Genomic DNA, 20,571 nt, shown 5'->3' with positions numbered 1-20,571 from the left:
CGAGTCTTTGTGAAGCCAACGCGGCGGACAACGTTGTCCAAACGGCGTTCGCACATCAGCAACAACAATTCCCCGGTGTTGCCCGATTTACGGCCGACGTTTTCAAAGTAACGACGGAGTTGGCGTTCGCCCAAACCGTAGTAGTGTTTGATCTTTTGCTTCTCCATCAAAGCCGCACCGTAGTTACTCGGGCGACGACCGCGAGTGTGCATCCCTGGTGGTTGCGGACGACGGTCCATCGCACGGGCTGCGCCGGCTGTTTCGTAAAGCATCGTGCCGAGGCGGCGGTTGATGCGGGCTTTTGGTCCTGTGTAACGTGCCATCGTGACTTTCACGGTTGTGCTAAACGTCGCAGCTGATCGACTCTGAACCGATGGTCACCGAAGGCCGGATGCAAACGGAAATTCCGTGTGCGATCCAATTCAGCGACCCGTTTCGCGAGCGAATCCTCGTTCAAGAACGAGGCTGCAAAAACGACGTGCAGCGGGGAATTGCGGCGTGTTCCTTCGTGTCGTCCGCCATTGGACTCACGTGTTCACGCCAGAATTTTGAAAACGGGGCCGCAAGTGTCGTCGTTGGGCCCCGTTTTGACAAGAGGAATGAAAGTCAATCGATCACAGAATCGACCGGATTTCAGCTCGCCGCGTGGGTTTCGGCTGAAAATCCTTCCCGCGACTTGCGACTCATCAGCCCATTGGCTTGCTCGTCGTCGACAAATCGCTCGGCTTTCGGGTCCCATTTCAATTCACGGCCCAACATCAACGCAATGTTGCACAGGTGACACGAGGTCATTGTGCGGTGGTGCGACCACACGTCTGAGATCGGCTGACCGCCGTCTTCAATGCAGGCAAAAAAGTTTGCCATGTGGCTCATCGCCGCTTTTCCTTTGCGAAGCTCAGCGATTTTCTCGTTGAGCTTGGCGTTGTCTTCGTCCGTCAATTGGTCGACCGGAGCACCAGTCAGTTTGCCGCGGTTGACGAAGATCCGGCCTTTGTCGCCTTCGAACAGGATCCCGTTGGGGAAATCGATGTTCTCGTCTTCGCGTTTGTAATGGTCGGTGACAACCATTTTCGAGCCGCTGTCAAACGTCAGCTCGATGTTGAACTTCATCGCCGTGTTGTAGCCATTGGGCAGGGAAGCTTCGCCGTTGAAGAACGAGTTCCAATTGAAATCCGCGGGAACGGTCTTGGGGAATTCGCCAGTTCCTTTGATCGTGGTCGGGCCGTTTTCACCGGGAGCCAACGCCCACTGAGCGATGTCGATGTGGTGGGCACCCCAGTCCGTCATTTTGCCGCCGGAATACTCGAAGTACCAACGGAAGAACTTGCGGCGTTCTTCGCAGTAATCGGCCTCGGACGCCGGCCCAACCCACATGTTCCAGTCCAAATCGTCGGGAGCTTCCTCGGTTTCAAATGGCCCGTCGCCAGGAGCACCGCCGATCGCGATGTAAGCGTTGACGTTGTCACCGACGTAACCCGACTGGACCATCGCGATGGCTTTTTGGAACAAGTCACCCGAGCTGCGTTGCTGGGTTCCGACTTGGAACACGCGGCCGGTTTCTTCGACGACTTTGCGGATTTGCTTGCCTTCGTCGATCGTCAGCGTCAATGGTTTTTCGCAGTAAACGTCGGCACCGCTTTGCAAGCATGCGATCGCGATTGGCACGTGCCAGTGATCAGGAGTCCCGATGGTAACGACGTCAGGTTTTTCCTTTTCCAGCATCTCGCGGTAATCGCGGTACTTGTTCAGTTTGCCATCGAATTTTTGGTTGAACTCTTCGGTATGCAGATCGTCCACGTCACAAACCGCGACCATCGTCGCGAATTTCGCGGCTGCGTGAGCGATCGAGCCGCCACGGTTGTAGCGTCCGCGGCTGCCACCAACGCCGATCGCTGCCAGGCGAAGCTTCTTGGTCTCTTCCGCCGCGATCAGCTTGGAAGAAGCGGTTATGGTCGAACCAGCAACAGCGCCCGCCAGGGCACTGGTTTTCAAGAATCCACGGCGTGAAGGTTGCATCGAAGGGGCTCCGGGAAATGGTTGGTTGGGGCGGCGGCTAGAGAAGAGCAACGGCGACGCTTTGGTCACCATGTCGCCCTAGTCGCGATTTGCAGGGGCAGATGATAGCCCAGGCGGGCGGCCGACGGAAATCGTCTACAGACTTAGCGATTGTGAGAATGGGCCGGGGCGATTGCAAATTGCAAAGTGAACATTGCAAATTTGAAATTGGGCGGGGTGGCCGGAATGATTGAGAGCCACCACATGAGCCATTAGGCGTTAGCCTGGGCCGTTCAATCTTTGGGGTTGCAGGTCGAGGTCACGATGCAGCTTTTGCCACCTCTCCCTCAACTGAGGTCGTGCAGTTTTTTGATGCCGCTTTTCGACTGATTTACACACCGCGTGCCTCTCCCCAAACTTCGCCGGGGGAGAGGTGACCGAAGACAGAAAACCGCCTCAAGAAGCCATGTCAATTCCGGTGTCACTACCGAAGATTGGACAGCCCAGGCTAACACCATGCGGCTGATAGGCTTGAAAGCCTGCCTTGCGGCAGAGCAACCCATTCGCAATTTGCATTTCCAAATTTGCAATTTGCAATGAAGAGCCCAATCTGTAGGGCAGGTCTCATCTGGCGACCGCGTTGAACGCCCGGCGGGAGGGTGGCGTTGCGAGCGGTCCACGGGCCTCGCGAGCCCATCGTTGATCGGCCGTTGATCAACGCCAGTTGCGACCTGACCTACAGAATTGGCGTGGATCACTCCGTCGATCCGACGCCGGCAAACGCTCAATGGACCGGGATTCATGCGGGCCGTTGATCTAATGAGCCGTACCGCGTTAGCGGCGGTTGATCAGACGCCAACCGGGGCTAACGCCCATCGGCTAATTGTTGTCATGCGGTATACGATTAAATCAACAGGTAAATCAACAGGCTGCATGCGGTCCGACTCGATCAGTCCAGTTCGACCATTTCGACGGGCATGATCACGTCGTCCGCGTCCAGCAGTTGAAAGTTGCTGCAACGCGACAAGTGGAATTGCCGAGGTTCTTCGCGGCACAAGCAGAGGCCGAGGAATCGGTCGGAGGCCGCGAATCGGATAGGGCTGACGGTTCGGCGAGTTCGCTTGCCCTTGGAATCGACGTAATCCAGTTGCACGACAAATCGGTCGCTGTCCGCCATCGCGGTCCGCAAGACTTTCGAGGGACTCCACTTCGAATTGGCTCGATCGCAAACGCGGCCGTGCGAGCGAGCGAACGTTTCACCGGAAGGAGCGAACGCGGTGGTGGCTTGTTCGCTGGCGTTGAATGCGGCGGGTGAAAGCGTTGCGACTGACATGGGGAAGATCCGGTGAGCTGGGCGGCGAAGAACGGGGCGGCGGTGAATCAAACTTCGATGTTGATATGATCGCCACCGCCGTGACACGTTTGGTCACGACGGGCAGATAGCTTCGCTTTTCGTGTCTTCCGTTTCGCTCGGATCAGCGTTTTCGCTGCTGCACGTATTCAACCGCGGCTTTTTGCAGGTCCGGATCGAGCAGTCCGACTTGCTTGCCTTCCTTGATCGCGTTTTCCAACGTTTGCCGACCATCCAGGACTCGGTAGGCGATCCAGATCGCGCCGACTCGGTTCGCCGACGCACAATGCAAAAGAGCTTGGTTGTCAGGATCGGCTGCCTGAAGCAATTGGCAAACCGCGTGAATTTTCTCGTCGGTCAATTGCTGGTGGCCGCCAAAACGAACCGCGTGAAATTCCAGCCCCGCGTTTTTCACGAGCGCCTCGTCGTCGAAGTCCAATTCGCGTTCGCTTCGCAGCGTGATCACTCGCTTGACTCCCGCCTTTTTCGCGGCCGCCAACGCTTCCGCTGTTGGTTGCCCGGCCAGCCAGATCGGTCCGGCTCGGTGAACGTTGCGGGTGCCAGGCAGTTCCGCTTTTTCCAGCTTGTGATTCGAGTCGCGCTTGCCGGCGTTCTTCCATCCTCCCTGCGGCACAATCTTTTCCGCGTCGTCTGGGATCTCGACCGAATCATTCGGAGGCGTGGTGGGCGTCAGGCGTTTGACGAAGAAATTGCGATAGCGAATTTCCATCGGCGGGCCCACGTGAACTTGCACACCGATGCGACCGGAGAGTGAACGGCCGTTTGGGTCCAAGTCAAAGTGCTCGGCGGTTTTGATGCCGTCGATCCAGTGTTGATGATGGTTGCCGACGACACGGACTTTGTAGCGATGCCAGGTTTCAGGGGCGAACTTGGGTGGCTCAGTCGACTCCACGACCCAGCCCTGCCCGTCGGCATCGGTGACGACTTTTTCGGCGGTGTGGCACAAGATGCGACGCCCGCGTTCTTCGTACAGCATCCCGTTGTATTTCGGAGTCGCCGCGACCACATCGCATTGGTATCCAACCATGACGTTTGGCCCCAGGTCCTCGCGGACTTCACTGCGATACTGGATGCCGCTGTTTCCGCGAGCACTGACCCACACGTCGACTTCCAATTCAAAGTCCTCAACGGGGGCGGTTTTCGAGGTGATGAAGCGATTGACCTTCACGGAACCGTCCGTCGTTCCGGTCAAAACGCCGTTTTCCAGTGTCCAGTCATCGAGGCTGCCTTCCCATGAATCCGCCAGCGATCCTTCGAGCAAGGATTCCGATCCGGCCGGGATTTCGCGAGGTGTTCCGGCGGCGGGCTCGTTCGCGAACGCCGGTGAGAGTTGTGATGCCGTGAGCAGAAGTGTGACCAACAGGGCGAGCGGCATTGGCCGCGGCTTCGGTGATGGGGAACCGGAGGGCTCGCGCCCAGCAGCTAAAATCGTTGGCGGAATCCGGCTAATTGATAGCGGAACGGCGCGAGTTGATAGCGGAAGGGCGCGAGCCCTCCGGTATGTCTGCCGGCTTCGATCGAAAGGAGCCTCGGGCGAAAGATTCATGCGGTCGGACTCGTCGAATGGTGGGGAGATCGGGGTGGGAGGGACACAACGCCAATGATAGCCGGTGATTCCGCCGATTGCCCCCTTTCGCATTGACCATCGAGCGCGATAATGCGGGATTCGCCTGGCGGTCCGGGTAGGCGGTCCCTTATCTCGGGGCCCTCACTGGACCGTATTTCTGAAACACCTTTCATCACAACGGAATTGATCCTCATGGCAGGAACCGAACGTCGTCGCGAAATTTCTCGTCTGCGAGCTCGTCGCAAGAAAACCATCAACCTGCTGCAACGCGTCAAAGCTGGCACGATGGAAAAGACCGAAGCCGCTCGCAAGCTTCGTCGTTTGACTCCCGGTGCGGACGTCATCATCAAACGTGAAGGCCTCGCCTGAGTCCTGTTCGGCCCGCGGTTTCAACATTGCGAGCGGGTAAATCATTGTGAGCGGGGCAAATATTGCGAACCGGTCGCAGACCCGCCGCGTAGCAAGCGCTCTTGAACCATTTCTTCCACGTTAGAAGACGGGTACGACACTGATGGCAACAGCCACAACGGCGGACACAACGACCTCCCCCGGATCCACAACGGGCGGTCGAAAACCCATGATCGAAGCGGTGGGGCTGAGTAAATTCTATGGCCCCTTCGCGGCTGCTCGCGAAGTCACCTTCAGTGTAGGCGAAGGTGAACTGGTGGCCTTTCTGGGCCCCAACGGTGCCGGAAAAAGCACGACGATGAAGATGCTGACCGGCTACATCGCTCCCAGCGAAGGTTTCGCTCGGATCGCCGGTCACAACATGATGGACGATCGCATCGCTGGCAGTCGTCGCCTGGGTTACTTGCCCGAAAACGGGCCGCTGTACCCGGAGATGACGCCCAAAGGCATGCTGGAATTCTTCGCCGACGCTCGCGGATTGTCACCTCGCATCAAACGTGATCGCATCGACGCGGTGGTCGACATTTGTGACCTGTCTTCGGTCATGTACAAACCGATCAGCAAGTTGTCCAAAGGTTTCAAGCAACGGGTCGGCATGAGCCAAGCTCTGCTGCACGAGCCTGATGTATTGATCATGGACGAACCGACCGCTGGTTTGGACCCCAACCAAATTCGCGGCGTCCGCAAGACGATGCGACGTCTCAGCGAAACCAAAACGATCTTGCTCAGCACGCACATTCTGCAAGAAGTCGAGGCGATGGCCGATCGCGTCGTGATGATCAACGAAGGTCGCATGGTCTACGACGGTTCGGTCGAAGGCTTGCGAACCACCGGCAAAGGTGACTTGGACGAAGCGTTCCATCACTTGACCGGACAAGCCGAATCCGAGCCCGACGCAAAGGCTTGAGCTTCGGTTTCGAGTTTGAATTCAAGCTCGGTTTGATTTTCTATTCGGTCCTTCGACCGAGTTTGGATGCCGAACCGAATTGAATTCCGAACAAAGACACTCCCTGACGATGATCTTCCGCGATCGGATTGGTGACCAAGCGTGATGGGACCGACCCACACGCCCTTCACCCGAGACCCTTCTTCGCGTCTCTGATTCGTTCGCTCCTGAATCCAGTACTCCAACCTCTGTTCTCCAGTACCACCATGGCGCTCAACAACGTCTCGATGGCCTTGATCAGCTTGCTCACGAAAGACGCCGTCTTTCTGTTGATCTTGCTGATGGTCGTGTCCGCATTGGCCCGCACCAAGCAAGCCGCCTTTGCGGTGATGAAGCGAAACTTCATTGGTTACTTCAGCAACCCAACGGGATACGTCTTCCTTTGTATCTTCGTGTTCCTGACCTCGGTTGCCGCGTTCTGGCCTTACGAGTTCTTTAACTCGAACTTGGCCACGCTGGACCAACTGAACTACTGGTTCCCCGTGATCATGCTGGTCTTCATCCCAGCCATCACGATGAGCATTTGGGCGGAAGAAAAACGACAAGGCACCGACGAGTTGTTGCTGACGTTGCCCGCCGATGACTTCGACATCGTGATCGGGAAATACATGTCGGCCGCGGCGATTTTCACCGCCTCGTTGTTGTTCAGCCAACTCAGCACTTTCACCACGCTTGCCATCCTCACCGAAGGTAGCCTGGACACGGGCCTGATCTTCACGACTTACCTGGGATACTGGTTCGTCGGTTTGGCGATGATCGCGATCGGCATGATCGCCTCGTTCTTGACCGGCAACTTGACGGTGGGCTTCATCCTCGGTGCGTTGTTCAACGCTCCGCTCGCGTTCGCTTCTTTGGCTGATTCGGTCAGCCCCAGCCAACGCGTGGCGGAATGGGTTCGTGACAGCGGCATTGCTCGTCCGTTCGATGACTTCGGCCGCGGCGTGATCAGCTCTTCGTCGATCATCTACTTCATCCTGGTTGCCGCAGTCGCTTTGTACGTCTGCATGGTTTTGATCGGACGCCGCCACTGGACCGGAGGCAAAGACGGCAACTCAATGGCTTGGCACTACGTCGCCCGAGCATTGGCGTTGGTGTTGTTCACCGTCGGTGCCGTCATGTTGTTCCGCAGCAAAGACGTTGTGCGGGCCGATATGACGGAAGGCAAAGTCAGTTCGCTGGCCGACGCCACCAAGACACTGATTCGCGAACTCGACGACGATCGACCGATCGTGATCGACGCGTTCATCAGCAAGGAAGTCCCCGAACTGTATGCCAAGACTCGTTATGAGTTGGTCAACCTGCTGAAGGAATTCCGCAGTGAAGCGGCCAAGAACGGTCGCACTATCCAAGTCAACCTGTACGACGGAATTGACTTGTTCAGCGAAGACGCGGCATTGGCAGCCGACCGTTTCGGCATCGAACCGGTCACGCGAATGTTCCGTGAAAAAGGGGCCTACACTCAGAAGCAACTGATCCTCGGTGCCGCTTTCCGTTCGGGACTCGAAAAAGTCACCGTGCCAATTTTCGAATACGGCATCCCGGTCGAATACGAACTCGTTCGCAGCATCAACACCGTCGCTCGCGGTTCGCGAAAACGATTGGGGATTGTCGCCACCGACGCTCGATTGATGGGCGGCACGGTCATGAGCGGCATGTCGATGCAACGAGTCGAGAAGCACCCGTTGATCGACGAACTTGCCAAACAATACGACGTTGAAGAAGTCGACTTGTCCGGCCCAATCGCGCCGGGTGTCTACGACGCTTTGGTGGCGGTCCAGCCTTCGTCGTTGGCGCCTCAGCAATTCGATCGTTTGACCGCCGCGATTCAAGCTGGCGTTCCCACGGCCATCTTCGAAGACCCGCGTCCGATTGGTGCTCAATACGTGACCGCAACCGGTGACGCCAAACAAGCACAGGGCGGCATGTTCGGTGGCGGTGGTGCTTCGCCAAAGGGCGACATTCGCCAACTGTGGGATGTGTTGGAACTGAACGTTCCTGGCCAACCCGGCATGCAGGGTTTGTTCAGCCCCGAATTGGTTTGGCAGCAACACAACCCTTATCCGAACCTCGAAACCGCTAACGAACTTTGGTTGTTCATCGATGAGCAAGCACGCGGGGTTCAGCCCGGCGAAGCGCTCAGCGACGACAGCCCAATCACCAGCGGTTTGCGTCAGGTGCTCGCCATTCTCGGCGGTGCGGTCTACGCAAAGAAAGACGCGACGCTCAAGCACACCGCACTTCTTTCAACCGGACCTCTTTCGGGAACATTGCCTTCGCAAGTCGTTGGGCAAGTCATGACGGGACAAACGACGTTGGCTCAAGAGATCCAAGGCGTGAACCCAAGCGTGCCGATCGCAATGGCGATCGAAGCGGACGAGTCGGCTGAAGGCAGCGAATCAGAAACCGCCGGTGTCAAAGCTGTCTACATCGCGGACATGGACATCATCCTGCCTGAGTTCTTGCTCATTCGGGCTGATCCCGACCAAATCTCGGACATGCGTTTTCAGTTCCAAAACGTGACGTTTGCTTTGAACGTGATCGATTGGTTGACTGGCGACACCAGCTTCATTGATGTTCGAAATCACGAGCCGATCTACGCCAGCTTGCGAATGATCGATTCGGTTAAAGAAGAAGCGGCCAGCTTGGTTCGCAAACGAAGTCGCGAATTCCAAACGCAGTACGACGAAACGATTCGTGAGGCTCAGGAAAAGAGCGATCAAGAAGTGCAGGCGTTGCGTGAGGAAATCGAGGAACTGCAGAAAGATCGCGAAACCGGATCGGTTTCACCGGGCGAACTGCGTGAAAAACTGACTGCGTTCCAAATCAAGCAAGCGAACCAACAACGGATCTTGGAAGTCCAGCAAGCCAAGTTGCAGAACGAACGCGAGCAAAAGATCCAAGACGTTCGTCGCGAGGCAGAACAAGAAGTCACCGCGATTCAGAATCAAGTCAAAACGGCCGCGGTGGTTCTGCCCTGCATCCCGCCGTTGATCGTCGGCATCATGGTGTTTGCTTCACGTCGTCTGCGTGAACGCGAAAACATCAGCAAGAGCCGCCTGAAATAACCCTCCATCAATCAAACAATTTCATAGAGACTGCAATCGTGAACGAAGGAAAGAAGACCGGAGCGTTTTGGGCTGCCGCGGCTGTCATGCTCGCCGTGGGGTTGTTTGTGGCATGGCCCGCATCGACTGAAAACGAATCGCCTTATTCACCCGGAAAACCACTCTTTGAAAAGTTCAAGGATCCGTTGACCGCAGCGAACCTGAAGATCATCACGTTTGATGAGGAACAGGGGCAACTCGGCACGTTTGAAGTTCGCCGTGATTCCGAATCAGGCCAATGGACGATCCCGTCGCGAAAAGGTTATCCGGCCGACGCGGTGGAACAGATGCGAGACGCCGCCAACGCGTTGGTGGGGCTGAACATTCTGGATGTTCAAACCGAAAACCAAGGCGACCATGCGGCACTCGGTGTTGTTGAACCCAAGCTGGAAGATTTGCAGGTCGGCGACACCGGCGTGGGACGCTTGGTCACGTTCAAAGATGAGTCGCAGCAAACGCTCGCTTCATTGATCATCGGCAACCCGGTCAAGAACGAAGAAGGCAAGATCTACGTTCGCAAACCCGGTCAAGATCCGGTGTACGTCGTGAAGATGGACGACACGGTTTTGTCGACCAAGTTCCAAGACTGGATCGAAGATGACTTGCTGCAGATGAGCAGCATCGACATCAAGGAAGCGGTCGTCAAAGACTACTCCGCGTCGATCTCCGGACGAAACGTTGCTCTGGAACGAAGCTACACCGCGAAATTCGCGATGGATGGTGCGGAGTGGGCGTTGAACGAGTTGTTGGAATACAACTCCGAAAACGCGATGGCCGAACCCAAGGTTGTGGAGATGCCAGCCGACAAGGAACTCAACACGGACAAGCTGAACGAAATGAAAAACGCACTCGACGATTTGAAAATCGTCGATGTCGTACGCAAACCGGAAGGCATGAGTGCCAACCTGCGTGCGGACAAAGATTTGGTCACGGACAGCGAAGCCGTTCAGTCGCTTTACACTCGCGGGTTCTTTCCTGTTGGATCGGGAGCCGAAGGCGAATTCGAAGTCTTGTCGGCAAACGGTGAGCTGAACGTCACGGTCGATCAAGGCGTCGAATACGTGCTTCGCTTTGGCGACGTCCAAGGTTTGTCCGAAGAAGACGACAGCGACGAGGAAGGCGATGCAGGCGGCGTGAACCGTTACCTGTTGGTCACCGCTCGCGTCAACGAAGACCAATTCCCCGCTCCTGATTTGCAGCCAGTTCCGCAAACCATCGAAGAACTGTCCGCCATGCTGGGCGTCGGAGAAGAAGAAGCGGAAGAACCCGCTGCTGCTGAAGCCGAGATGAAGGAAGAGGCAGCGGAAGAAACAACTGAAGAACCAGCGGAAACGGAAGACACCGAAGCGGAAGCGTCGGAAGAGCAACTTGAAGCTGCGGAAGAAGAAATGAAGGAAGCGGAGCCCGCTGAGTCGGACGACGCATCGGCTGAATCGACGGAAGAAGCTGAGCCTGCCACGGAAGAAGTCGAAGTAACCGAAGAGGTCGAGGTTTCGGGCGAAGGAGAAGCATCCGGCGAAGGCCAAGGCGCGATCGCACAAGACGATGACGATTCGACGGATGAGCCTTCCGGTGACGGTGAGGCACAGGAGGAAGCATCCGAAGACACTCCCGCCGAGGAAGCCAGCGACGAAGCCGCAGCCGATGAAGAAATGGCTCTTCAGCCCGCTGCCGACGACGCGACCGAAGTACCTGCTGAAGAGGCCGCCGAAGAAGAAAGCGACGAGTTAACGTTCGACGAATTGACCGACGAAGAGAAGCAAGAACGCTTGGAAGCGGAGCAAGAAAAGATCTTGAAGGCCAACACTCGTTTGTTGGACGAACGCAAGGATCGCTTGAACGCTGCCAAGCGACGCGTCGCTGACTTGAACGCTCGTTTCGCCGATTGGTACTACATCATCCCCGAAGCGACCTACCGTCAGTTGCGAATCAACCGCGACGAACTGTTCGTCGAACCAGGAGCCAACGACGCAGCTCCGGCTGGTCCTCCCGGAGGCATGCCACCGGGAATGCAACTGCCAGCCGGCTTCGGCAACTAGTCCAAAGTACGCGGAGTAAACCTGAATCACGGCGGTCCCCGCCGTGACCCCACCCCCGTACGATGGACTTCCAAGTCCGTCGCCCTCCGCGAGCAAAGAAGTTGTGCAGTCTTGAAGTGCCGTGCTCGCAAGGTTGAAATCACCCTCCTGAACGCAGAGGTCGTGCAGTTTTTAAGTGCTGTGCCAGTGATGCCTTAAGAACCCCGCCCGAGCAGCGGGAGGGGTCGGAACGCGAGCGTTCAGCGAGAATTCCGGGGAGGGTATTGCGTGCCCTTTCCCATGCTCGGCCCTCACCCTCGCGTTCGCCTGAACGGCGTCGCTCGATCTCTCCCCAAACTTCGTTTCGGGAGAGATACGCCGTGTTTAAATCCGCCAAAAAGCGGCACTTAAAAACCGCACGACCTCATTCTCGGTGTGGGACCCCCGAGCTAAGGGATTGCTGTTGGATCGAAGATCACGTGTTTGATCTTCTTCCGTTTCCAGGTGTAGGTCATGTGAAACTTGCCATCGTCGGCTTGGATGATCGCTGGGTAGCTGAACTCGCCCTTGGGTTCGTTTTCCAGGACCGCGATCTCACGATAGGTTTCTCCGTCGGTGCTGACCGAGAGTGTGAGTCGACTGCGTCCGCCCCAGCCGTTTTCTTTGGATGGCAACGGGTTGCTGATCAGCCAATGCCGGCCGTCTTTTGCCGTGACCACATCGATACCCGAATTCGGGTTAGGCATGTCGGTTGAGATGGGCTTGGTCCAAGTCCGTCCGTTGTCATCCGAGTCCGTTTGAACGATCACGCTTTGCATCGTTCGGCACAGAGCCCGCAAGCGACCGTCCGCCAAACGTAAGATGGCCGGCTGGATCGCGGCGAATTCCTTTCCGTCGTGAATGGCTTCGCCGCGGTCCCAGTGCGTTTCCGAGACTGCTTCCGCGTTGGCTTCGCCCGTCAACATCAATCGTTCAAAGTGAACTCGCCATCCATCGTGTTCGGTGGAACTGCCACACAGCAACGTCTTGCCATCGTCAACCAATTCAGGTTTGCAACGGATTGGGCCAAGCACTCCTTCCGGAAGCCGCGTCCGATCGCGAAAAGTTTTGCCCCCATCATCGCTGAACAAAACTTCGCCCCACCAATCCCTTGGGCTGGGTCCAACCTTGATGAACAACCAAGTGACACCGGATGGGGCTTGGAACAGGACCGGGTTCCAACACGGGTGACGCGATCGATCGGCTTGCACACCATCGGCCACTTTTCGCGGTGCGGACCAGGCCTTTCCGTCGTAATCACTGACCCAGATCGAAACGTCCTTGGCCCCTTCTCGTTCACCACCAAACCAGGCCGCTACAAATCCGTTGGGCGTTTGGCAGATTGTCGATGCGTGACAGGACGGGAATGGGGCTTCGTCGTAGATGAACTGCTGTTGAAGGACACCTGCTGGGGCGTCGTCTTGGGCAGGCAACTCAGAGGAGGTTAACGTCAAGCACATCGCAGCAGCGAGCGTCTGACTCCATCGAAGGAAGGTCATGGAGCGATCCGGTGGGAGAGGGAGGTGGGAAGCGACTTGCGAATTTATATCAACTCCCTCCGTCCCATGGCGATTTCAGGCGACTCTTGCCCCTGCATCGCAGAAGGGGGCTTCATTCTTCGCCCGTTGTCGGTTGCAATGGTTCCAGACAATCGCCCACTGACGGGCGTTGATAGGCCGTGGCTTTTCCGCCGCCTTTCGCTGTCAAACGATTCCCTTGCCTCGACCGAATGAGCTTCCTGAATGACTTCCCGCCTGCGTCTTGCCCGCCTTCATTCTTCGTCCAAATTGATTCGTCGCTGTGCCGCTGCATTGCTTTGTGCCGGCGCAATGGTGACATCCGCGTCCGCTGAAAACAAAGTGGACACAGTTCTCCGCGGATTGGTGAACCCATCCAGCGTCAGCTTCAGTCCCGAAGGTGAACTGACCGTGTGTGACGCTCGCGGTTTGGTGGTCGTCTTGAAAGGCAACCAGCCGGTCAACTATGTCACGGGTTTCGACACCGAGCATTGGAAGTCCAACGACGAAGGCAAGAAGTGGTATGCGGTTGGACCGTTGTCCGCGATCTGGTCCGACTCCGAGTTGATTGTGACCGATGCCGGCAAAGCCGATGGCGAAGAGACTTTGTTGTTCTTCGATGCCAAAGGCAAAGCCGATTCGGGAACAAAAACCAACTCGGTTCCTCCGACCTCAGATGACCCAGCCGACAAAGGCGAAGGCAACCTGACCGGAATGAGCCTCAGCAAAGACGGTTCAACGGTCTATGTCTGCGGACAAGGCTTCGATGGAAAGTCTTGGGTGCTGAGCGCCGACATCAATTCGAAAGAACTGAAGCCATTGCTTTCGGCGGACGAGAACGGCATCGAAACCAACTCGCCGATGCAAACCGTTGTCGGGGAAGGCAACTCGTTGTTCGTGTTGTATTCCGGCAAGGGCGGTGAAGCGGATGGTTTGATCGTGCTTTGGGATGTCGAATCAAAGAAACCGGCCGCCCAGTGGACTTTGCCCGGAGTGATCAACCCAATGGGATTGGCACATATCGAAGGAAATAAATTCGCTGTTGTCGAAAACAATTGGTCACTGGAGCAAACCAACGCTGGCCGAGTTCTGGTCGCGACTCTCGGCGACGAAAGCGAAGCTGAGATCAAGGAGACCGGAGTTTCGCTCAACGGACCTGTCTCTTGTGCATTCGGCCCCGACGATCGTTTGTACGTGTCGCAGATGGGCGAAGAGTTCGACAAGCCCGTCGGATCCGTCGTCGCGATCGATGGTTTGAAGGATTGATTCGGAGCGACGTTGCTTGCGTTATGCCCGGCGGATATTTCGTCGCGGCATTGCGGTTTGAGAGCCCGTAATAAGCAGTGATGCGAGTGCACGGGCATCGACGATAGCTGATCAGCAAGGGCCAGACGTGATGACTCAGCGGAAGTCGCGTCGTGGCACTCGCAGGCCGCTCGCTTTTTCGCTGAGGTCCTCCACTCGCCCGACAATGACGTGGATGACACCTTTTTTATTCTCAAGCTTGCCATCGACGATCCACGCGTCGCTGGCTCGAGCGATCTTGAAGAATCGCTTCCAAACTTGGGCAAACAGAACCAGGTTCATTGATCCGGTTTCGTCTTCCAGTGTCACGAACGTGATTCCCTTCGCGGTCCCGGGACGCTGACGCATCAGCACCAAACCCGCGACGCGAACGTGCACACCGTCTCTTAGTTTGGGCAGGTCCGACGCTCGTTTGCATCGCAGCGCGTCCAAGTCATCTCGCCAGAACGAGACCGGGTGGGCTTTTAAACTCAGTCCTGTCGTCGCGTAGTCGTTCTTGACCTCTTCGGCCGGCGACATTGGCACCAACTCCTCTGGAACGCTGCAATCAGGTTCCAAATCCGCCAGCAAAGGCATCGAATCGCCTGAATCATCTTGTGCGAGCGATTGCCAAACCGCGGCACGGCGGTCTTGCGCGATCGATGCCAACGCATCCGCATCAGCAAGCGTGGCGATGTTGGATCGCGACAGCTTGGCTCGCGTCGTCAGGTCGTGCAAATTCGCGAATGGGCCGCGTGCGTCTCGAGCGGCGATGATCTTTTCGGCAACCGCGGATGGCAACCCTCGAACCATCTGAAGCCCCAGACGCAGCTTTGGGTGCGGGCGGTTGAGATCGGGAATTAGCTTGGATCGAATGTTGCTGTCGTTGATGTCGACGGGAAGGACTTGAACACCATGATGTTGAGCGTCACGAATCAGTTGGGCGGGTGCGTAAAAACCCATCGGTTGGCTGTCCAGCAACGCCGCGCAGAATGCGGCTGGGTAGTGCCGTTTCAAATAGCACGACGCGTAGACCAACAGGGCAAACGATGCGGCGTGCGATTCGGGAAAACCGTATTCACCGAAGCCACGAATTTGGCGGAAGACGTTCTCAGCGAATTCGCCATTGAGCCCGTTCGCTTGCATTCCCTTTAGCAACTTGGTGCGGAAGCGGTCGATCACACCGGGTCGTCGCCAAGCCGCCATGGCTCGACGTAGTTGATCGGCTTCGCCGGGAGTGAAACCGGCAGCAACAACGGCCAGCTTCATCGCTTGTTCTTGAAAGATGGGAACGCCGAGCGTTTTCTCCAGCACTTTGCGAATGGCATCGTTGGGATACTTCGCTGCCGCCGGATTTTCGCGAGCGGCCAAAAACGGATGGACCATGTTGCCTTGGATGGGACCAGGCCGAACAATCGCGACTTCGATCACGAGGTCGTAATAGCAACGCGGTTTCAGACGCGGCAACATGCTCATTTGTGCCCGACTTTCGATTTGAAACACGCCCATCGTGTCGGCCGCACAAATCATGTCGTAGGTCGGTGTGTCATCCGGTGGAATCGTCGACAGTGAGAGCTCGCGATCGTGATGGTCCTTGACCAATTCAAAGCAACGCCTGATCGCGGAAAGCATGCCGAGTGCCAAGATGTCGACCTTCAAAATGCCGATGTCGTCGAGGTCATCTTTGTTCCACTGAATCACGCTGCGACCGGGCATGGCCGCGTTTTCGGTGACGCACAATTCACACAAACTGCCGGCGGTCATCACCATCCCACCGACGTGCTGGGAGAGGTGACGCGGGAACCCGATCAAGGTTTCCGTTAAATACAAAAACCGCCGTCCCAGCGGTGTGTCCGGATCCAGCCCCGCGTCACGGCAGCGTTCGGGCAGCTCAGGATTGCGGCTGTAGCTGCCCGCCAATTTCGCCACCGCATCAATGATGTCGGGCGAAATCGCCAGGGCTTTGCCGACTTCGCGAATCGCACTTTTAGCTCGGTAACAAGTCACAACGGCGGTCATGCCGGCTCGATCGCGACCGTACTTTTCGTAGAGATACTGCAACACCTCTTCGCGACGTTGGTGCTCAAAGTCGACGTCGATGTCGGGAGCTTCACCGCGTTCGCGACTGATGAAACGCTCGAACAACAAATCCGTGTGAGTGGGATCCACGGCGGTGATGCCAAGGCAATAACAGACGACGGAGTTTGCCGCCGACCCACGACCTTGGCAAAGGATTTTTCGCGAACGAGCAAACCGAACGAGATCCCACACGGTCAAGAAGTAGGCTTCGTATTGCAGATCCTCGATCAGGGTGACTTCGTGCCGTAGTGTTTCAATGACTTTCTCCGGCACACCGTCTGGCCAACGGCCTCGAGCCCCTTCCCATGTTAATCGCTTGAGGTGCTCGATCGGCGTCATGCCTTCGGGGGCGAGTTCGACCGGGTACTCATATTTCAATTGGTCCAGCGTGAACGTGCATCGCTGAGCGACCTCGATCGTGCGAGCCACCGCGTCGGGAACGTCTCGATAGAGTTCGGCAATCTCGTCGAGCGATCGCAGATGATGCTGGCTGTTGACCAATCGATCCGATTGAATCTGCTCGACCGATTTGCCCTGCGAGATTGCGACGACGCAGTCGTGCAGTGCCATTCGTTCGGCGGAGTGGTATCGCACGTCGCCGCATGCAAGCAACGGCACATCCGTAGCGAGCGATAGGTTTCGCAACCAAGTCGCCTTTGCCGCGTCGTCAACACCGCGATGAAACGATGCCAACAAATACCCACGGTCATCGAACACATCTCGAAAGGGGCCGCGAAGGAATTGTCGCGAATCATTGACGCGAGCGTGATGGTCTTCGATCGAACGCGATTCGTCGGTGGCGATCACACCAGCCAGAATGCCTTTTGCGTGTTCAGCGATGTCCTCGAAGGACAATTCGCAGCGACCTTTTTCGCATCGCATGCGGCCGATCGAAAGCATGCGGCACATGCGTCCGTAGGCGGCTCGGTCGGTCGGCCAGAGCACCATCGGCGGCGCGTCGGTCGGATGAACTTCGGTGCCGACGATGTATTGCAGGCCTAATTCTTGAGCCGGCGAAAAACCTCGGACGACACCGGCGATCGATTCTCGATCTGTAATCGCCAAGCCTTCGTAGCCCAACTCCGCCGCGCGCTGAACCAATTCGTCGGGATGAGACGCCCCGTCGAGAAAACTGAAGTTGCTGCGGCAGTGAAGTTCGACGTAACGCATGGCCAAGCCATTCTCGCGGAAGTGGAACGGTTTGCCCACTGGCGGATTCCGTCACTCGAATGGGGAGCAAGAATTTCCCATCGTCGATTTTGCGTTTGCGAGCTAAACTGCGTCCATGAACTCGCCAGCTCCTGAAACGACCGTTTGTGCCGAATCCGCTAGCCCGGACAAAACTCCCGCCGAAGCCACCACGATCGCTCCGTTCGCGTGGAACGAGCTTTCGTTGGGCAATGTCCGGATTGGTTTTCCCGTCGTCCAAGCGGCGCTTTCTGGGTACAGCGATTTGCCGATGCGGGTGATCGCTCGCCGACACAGCGCCAGCTACACGATTTGCGAAGTGATGCTGGACCAATTCCTGCTGTCGCTGACCAAACGCGAAAAGACGCGGCATTTCCTCGACATCGCTGACGAGGAGCATCCCGTCGGCGGGCAGCTGATGGGGGCGGAGCCGGAACAGTTTTCTGCGGGTGCGTTGAAGTTGGTCGAGGCCGGTTTCGATGTCATCGATGTTAATTTTGGCTGTCCCGTCAAAAAGGTGCTGGGCCGATGCCGCGGTGGGTTCCATTTGTCTCAACCCGCAGTCGCGATCGAGATTCTGCGCCGGACCCGGGACGTTGTGCCCGATCACATCCCGGTGACGGTCAAGATGCGACGGGGCATGGATGACACGCCCGAATCACGCGAACAGTTTTTTGAGATTCTCGATGGAGCGATCGACGCCGGGTTGGCTGGCGTGACCGTGCACGGCCGGACGGTGATGCAGCGGTACATCGGACCGAGCCGCTGGGCGTTCTTGAAGGAAGTCAAGCAGCACGTCGGCGATCGTTTGAAAATTCTCGGCAGCGGCGATCTTTTCGCGGCCGCCGATGGTTTGGAAATGATGCGTCAAACCGGAATCGACGGCGTCACCATCGCTCGTGGAGCGATTGGCAATCCCTGGATCTTCCAACAATCACGAGCACTCGCGGCCGGAGAGCCCTTGCCCGCGCCGCCGACCATCGCTGGACAAGCCGCCGTGATGCGAGAACATTTCGCGCTGTGTGAGGAGACCTACACGGTCCAGCGAGCACCATTGTTGATGCGGAAATTCTGCATCAAGTACTCGCAAAGCCATCCGAATTATCGCGAGGTGCGGATGGCGTTCACTCGCCTGCGATCGCGCGAGGAATTTGAGGCGGCACTCGAGCAGCATTACTCGGTCGACGGCCCGGGGCAGTATGTGCCTCGAGAATTGCACGGTTCGCAAGAAGAATGTTGAACCAGTTTTTGATAGGCAATGATTGCCCGTAGGACATGTTCCACATGGCAGATGAGCCGACGCTTTGTAGCAAAGCGTGGCGTGCAATTTGAGGGCTCACACGAGGTCAATGATGAGCGTCCGGTCAGCCCGCCAGGTGGAACCTGGCCTACGTGGGGCCTTTCTTGTCGACGCGTGCGGGCATCGTGGATGGTGTTCGAATTTGTTGACCGCATGTCATCTTGGAATAGTGAGGAAGACACGTCATCCTGGAAGGACGAATGCTCGGCGTTCGATTTCATCGTTTGAACCACCTGCCCCTTTTGACCCAGCGACGCATCCATGTCTTACGACGCACGCATTGACGAATTGAAACTGGAATTGCCACCGGCCCCGAAGCCCATGGGGGTTTACAAGCCGATCGTGCAAGTCGGCAACATGGTGTATTTGTCTGGTCACGGGCCGCTGAAGAGCGACAAGACTTTGATCACCGGTCGTCTCGGTTTGGACATGGATGTGGAAGTCGGCTATGACGCCGCTCGCCAAACCGGATTGGGCATGCTCGCCACGCTCCGCAATCACCTCGGGTCGCTCGACAAGGTTTCTCGTTTGGTGAAGTTGTTGGGTTTGGTGCGGTGCACCGAATCCTTTGACGCTCAGCCCGCCGTGATCAACGGATGCAGCGAATTGTTTCGTGACGTCTTTGGCGAAGATGCGGGCGTGGCCGCTCGAAGTGCTTTGGGAACCAACGCTTTGCCAGGCGGAATCGCGGTCGAAATCGAAGCGATTTTCGAAATCAAAGAGTGATTCGGGGCGTTTTGCCCGAATTGCATAGTCGCGGTTTCACCCGAATCTCCAAGACGCGGGGGTTCGGTGGCGTTACGATTCGGGCATGAACACAACCACTCTGCCCGAATTGACGTCCGCTCCTCAACCCATCCGCAACCGCAAGATCACCGGCATGTCGGCGATCCTGCTGCCGATGACCTCTGGCGGCGAAATTGATTGGAACGGTTTCGAGTCCCATGTCGTGTCGACGCTCGACGCGGGGCTGACGCCGGCCATCAACATGGACACCGGCTACGCGAATTTGATCTCGGATGAGATTCGCGAAGAAGCTCTGGTTCGAACCTCGGCAATCGCGAAGGACCGAGCTTATCTCGGTGGCGTGTTTGTCGGTGACCGATCCGGTGATGACTTTGACAGCGACGCTTATCGCCGCGGCATTGAACAAGTCCAACGTCAAGATGGAACACCGATTTTGTTCCAGTCGTTTGGTTTGACCAGCGGGGACGACGACTGCATCTTCGATTCCTATTCGCAGCTCGCGTCCGAATGCGAACAGTTCTACGCGTTTGAGCTGGGGACGATGTTTGCTCCCTTTGGCAAAATCTACTCGCTGTCGCTGTATGAGCGATTGATGGGAATCGGCAACTGCCTGGGGGCGAAGCATTCATCGCTCGATCGCATCTTGGAATGGCAACGTTTGGAACTTCGCAACCGAGTCCGCCCGGACTTCAAGGTTCTGACCGGAAACGACCTGGCGATCGACATGGTGATTTACGGCAGCGATTACTTGCTGGGATTGTCGACTTTCTGCCCAGCCGAGTTCGCACTGCGTGATTCGATGTGGGAAAAGGATGACCCGCGGTTCTATGGCTTGAACGATTTGTTGCAGTACCTCGGTGCGTTCGCGTTCCGTGCTCCCGTTCCCGCCTACAAACATTCAGCCGCGATGTTCTTGCATTCGCGTGGCAAGATTGCCAGCGATCAAACATTCCCCGGCAGCCCCGAACGTCCGGCCAGCGATCAAGCGATCTTGGATTTGATTTCGC

The 20,571-nt window shown here is 56.9% G+C and carries 14 protein-coding genes; 8 read left to right on the top strand and 6 right to left on the bottom strand.

What is annotated here, in order from left to right; all coding sequences use genetic code 11:
• The 4 genes from rpsD to RE6C_RS25615 all read right to left on the bottom strand — a co-directional run.
• A partial coding sequence (rpsD, locus tag RE6C_RS25630; protein ID WP_236618528.1) for a 30S ribosomal protein S4 occupies positions 1-323 on the bottom strand: 323 nt, incomplete at its 3' end.
• Between the two features lie 310 nt (positions 324-633).
• Entirely contained in the window at positions 634-2,016 is a 1,383-nt protein-coding gene (locus RE6C_RS25625) for a Gfo/Idh/MocA family oxidoreductase (RefSeq protein WP_039963441.1), read from the bottom strand.
• Positions 2,017-2,944: 928 nt separating this feature from the next.
• Positions 2,945-3,328, bottom strand: a complete 384-nt coding sequence (locus RE6C_RS25620; RefSeq protein WP_008661329.1) for a WYL domain-containing protein — start codon at positions 3,326-3,328, stop codon at positions 2,945-2,947.
• Between the two features lie 142 nt (positions 3,329-3,470).
• Complete coding sequence (locus RE6C_RS25615; RefSeq protein ID WP_008661328.1) at positions 3,471-4,742, bottom strand: 3-keto-alpha-glucoside-1,2-lyase-like domain-containing protein; 1,272 nt, start codon at positions 4,740-4,742, stop codon at positions 3,471-3,473.
• Positions 4,743-5,126: 384 nt separating this feature from the next.
• Here RE6C_RS25615 and RE6C_RS32570 point away from each other — a divergent pair, with 384 nt between their 5' ends.
• From RE6C_RS32570 to RE6C_RS25600, 4 genes are all read left to right on the top strand, one after another.
• Positions 5,127-5,303 carry a DUF6800 family protein gene (locus RE6C_RS32570; protein WP_007329137.1) on the top strand — a complete coding sequence of 59 codons (177 nt, stop codon included), beginning with the start codon at positions 5,127-5,129 and terminating at the stop codon, positions 5,301-5,303.
• Between the two features lie 142 nt (positions 5,304-5,445).
• On the top strand, positions 5,446-6,249 hold the full coding sequence (locus RE6C_RS25610; RefSeq protein ID WP_008661327.1) for an ABC transporter ATP-binding protein: 804 nt from the start codon (positions 5,446-5,448) through the stop codon (positions 6,247-6,249).
• Between the two features lie 245 nt (positions 6,250-6,494).
• Positions 6,495-9,353 (top strand): Gldg family protein, encoded by a 2,859-nt coding sequence (locus RE6C_RS25605; RefSeq protein ID WP_008661326.1) that lies wholly within the window; start codon positions 6,495-6,497, stop codon positions 9,351-9,353.
• Positions 9,354-9,391: 38 nt separating this feature from the next.
• Complete coding sequence (locus RE6C_RS25600) at positions 9,392-11,431, top strand: DUF4340 domain-containing protein (RefSeq protein ID WP_008661325.1); 2,040 nt, start codon at positions 9,392-9,394, stop codon at positions 11,429-11,431.
• 428 nt (positions 11,432-11,859) lie between these two features.
• On the opposite strand, the gene RE6C_RS25595 is transcribed toward RE6C_RS25600, so the two are convergent.
• Positions 11,860-12,948 (bottom strand): sialidase family protein, encoded by a 1,089-nt coding sequence (locus tag RE6C_RS25595; protein WP_008661324.1) that lies wholly within the window; start codon positions 12,946-12,948, stop codon positions 11,860-11,862.
• Positions 12,949-13,191: 243 nt separating this feature from the next.
• Here RE6C_RS25595 and RE6C_RS25585 point away from each other — a divergent pair, with 243 nt between their 5' ends.
• The gene (locus RE6C_RS25585; protein WP_039963439.1) at positions 13,192-14,232 is read left to right on the top strand and encodes a hypothetical protein; all 1,041 of its coding nucleotides are present in this window, start codon (positions 13,192-13,194) and stop codon (positions 14,230-14,232) included.
• Between the two features lie 135 nt (positions 14,233-14,367).
• Here the strand turns inward: RE6C_RS25585 and RE6C_RS25580 are convergent, their stop codons facing one another.
• Entirely contained in the window at positions 14,368-17,538 is a 3,171-nt protein-coding gene (locus RE6C_RS25580; RefSeq protein WP_008661320.1) for an error-prone DNA polymerase, read from the bottom strand.
• A gap of 76 nt (positions 17,539-17,614) precedes the next feature.
• Between RE6C_RS25580 and RE6C_RS25575 the strand changes: the two genes are divergently transcribed.
• The 3 genes from RE6C_RS25575 to RE6C_RS25565 form a co-directional block, all read left to right on the top strand.
• Complete coding sequence (locus RE6C_RS25575) at positions 17,615-18,757, top strand: tRNA dihydrouridine synthase (RefSeq protein WP_008661319.1); 1,143 nt, start codon at positions 17,615-17,617, stop codon at positions 18,755-18,757.
• Positions 18,758-19,078: 321 nt separating this feature from the next.
• Positions 19,079-19,543, top strand: a complete 465-nt coding sequence (locus tag RE6C_RS25570; protein WP_007332434.1) for a RidA family protein — start codon at positions 19,079-19,081, stop codon at positions 19,541-19,543.
• An 85-nt stretch (positions 19,544-19,628) separates the two neighbouring features.
• A partial coding sequence (locus RE6C_RS25565; protein WP_008661318.1) for a dihydrodipicolinate synthase family protein occupies positions 19,629-20,571 on the top strand: 943 nt, incomplete at its 3' end.

It is taken from the genome of Rhodopirellula europaea 6C (genome assembly GCF_000338295.1).
Lineage (GTDB): Bacteria > Planctomycetota > Planctomycetia > Pirellulales > Pirellulaceae > Rhodopirellula > Rhodopirellula europaea.
The sequence above is the reverse complement of the archived record's forward strand: the minus strand, read 5'-3'. Positions and strand labels throughout refer to the sequence as shown.

Bases quoted from the DNA above. Each gene is read 5' to 3' on its own strand.
- RE6C_RS25625 (WP_039963441.1), bottom strand. From the start codon at position 2,016: ATGCAACCTTCACGCCGTGGATTCTTGAAAACCAGTGCCCTGGCGGGC.
- RE6C_RS25620 (WP_008661329.1), bottom strand. From the start codon at position 3,328: ATGTCAGTCGCAACGCTTTCACCCGCCGCATTCAACGCCAGCGAACAA.
- RE6C_RS25615 (WP_008661328.1), bottom strand. From the start codon at position 4,742: ATGCCGCTCGCCCTGTTGGTCACACTTCTGCTCACGGCATCACAACTC.
- RE6C_RS32570 (WP_007329137.1), top strand. From the start codon at position 5,127: ATGGCAGGAACCGAACGTCGTCGCGAAATTTCTCGTCTGCGAGCTCGT.
- RE6C_RS25610 (WP_008661327.1), top strand. From the start codon at position 5,446: ATGGCAACAGCCACAACGGCGGACACAACGACCTCCCCCGGATCCACA.
- RE6C_RS25605 (WP_008661326.1), top strand. From the start codon at position 6,495: ATGGCGCTCAACAACGTCTCGATGGCCTTGATCAGCTTGCTCACGAAA.
- RE6C_RS25595 (WP_008661324.1), bottom strand. From the start codon at position 12,948: ATGACCTTCCTTCGATGGAGTCAGACGCTCGCTGCTGCGATGTGCTTG.
- RE6C_RS25585 (WP_039963439.1), top strand. From the start codon at position 13,192: ATGACTTCCCGCCTGCGTCTTGCCCGCCTTCATTCTTCGTCCAAATTG.
- RE6C_RS25575 (WP_008661319.1), top strand. From the start codon at position 17,615: ATGAACTCGCCAGCTCCTGAAACGACCGTTTGTGCCGAATCCGCTAGC.
- RE6C_RS25570 (WP_007332434.1), top strand. From the start codon at position 19,079: ATGTCTTACGACGCACGCATTGACGAATTGAAACTGGAATTGCCACCG.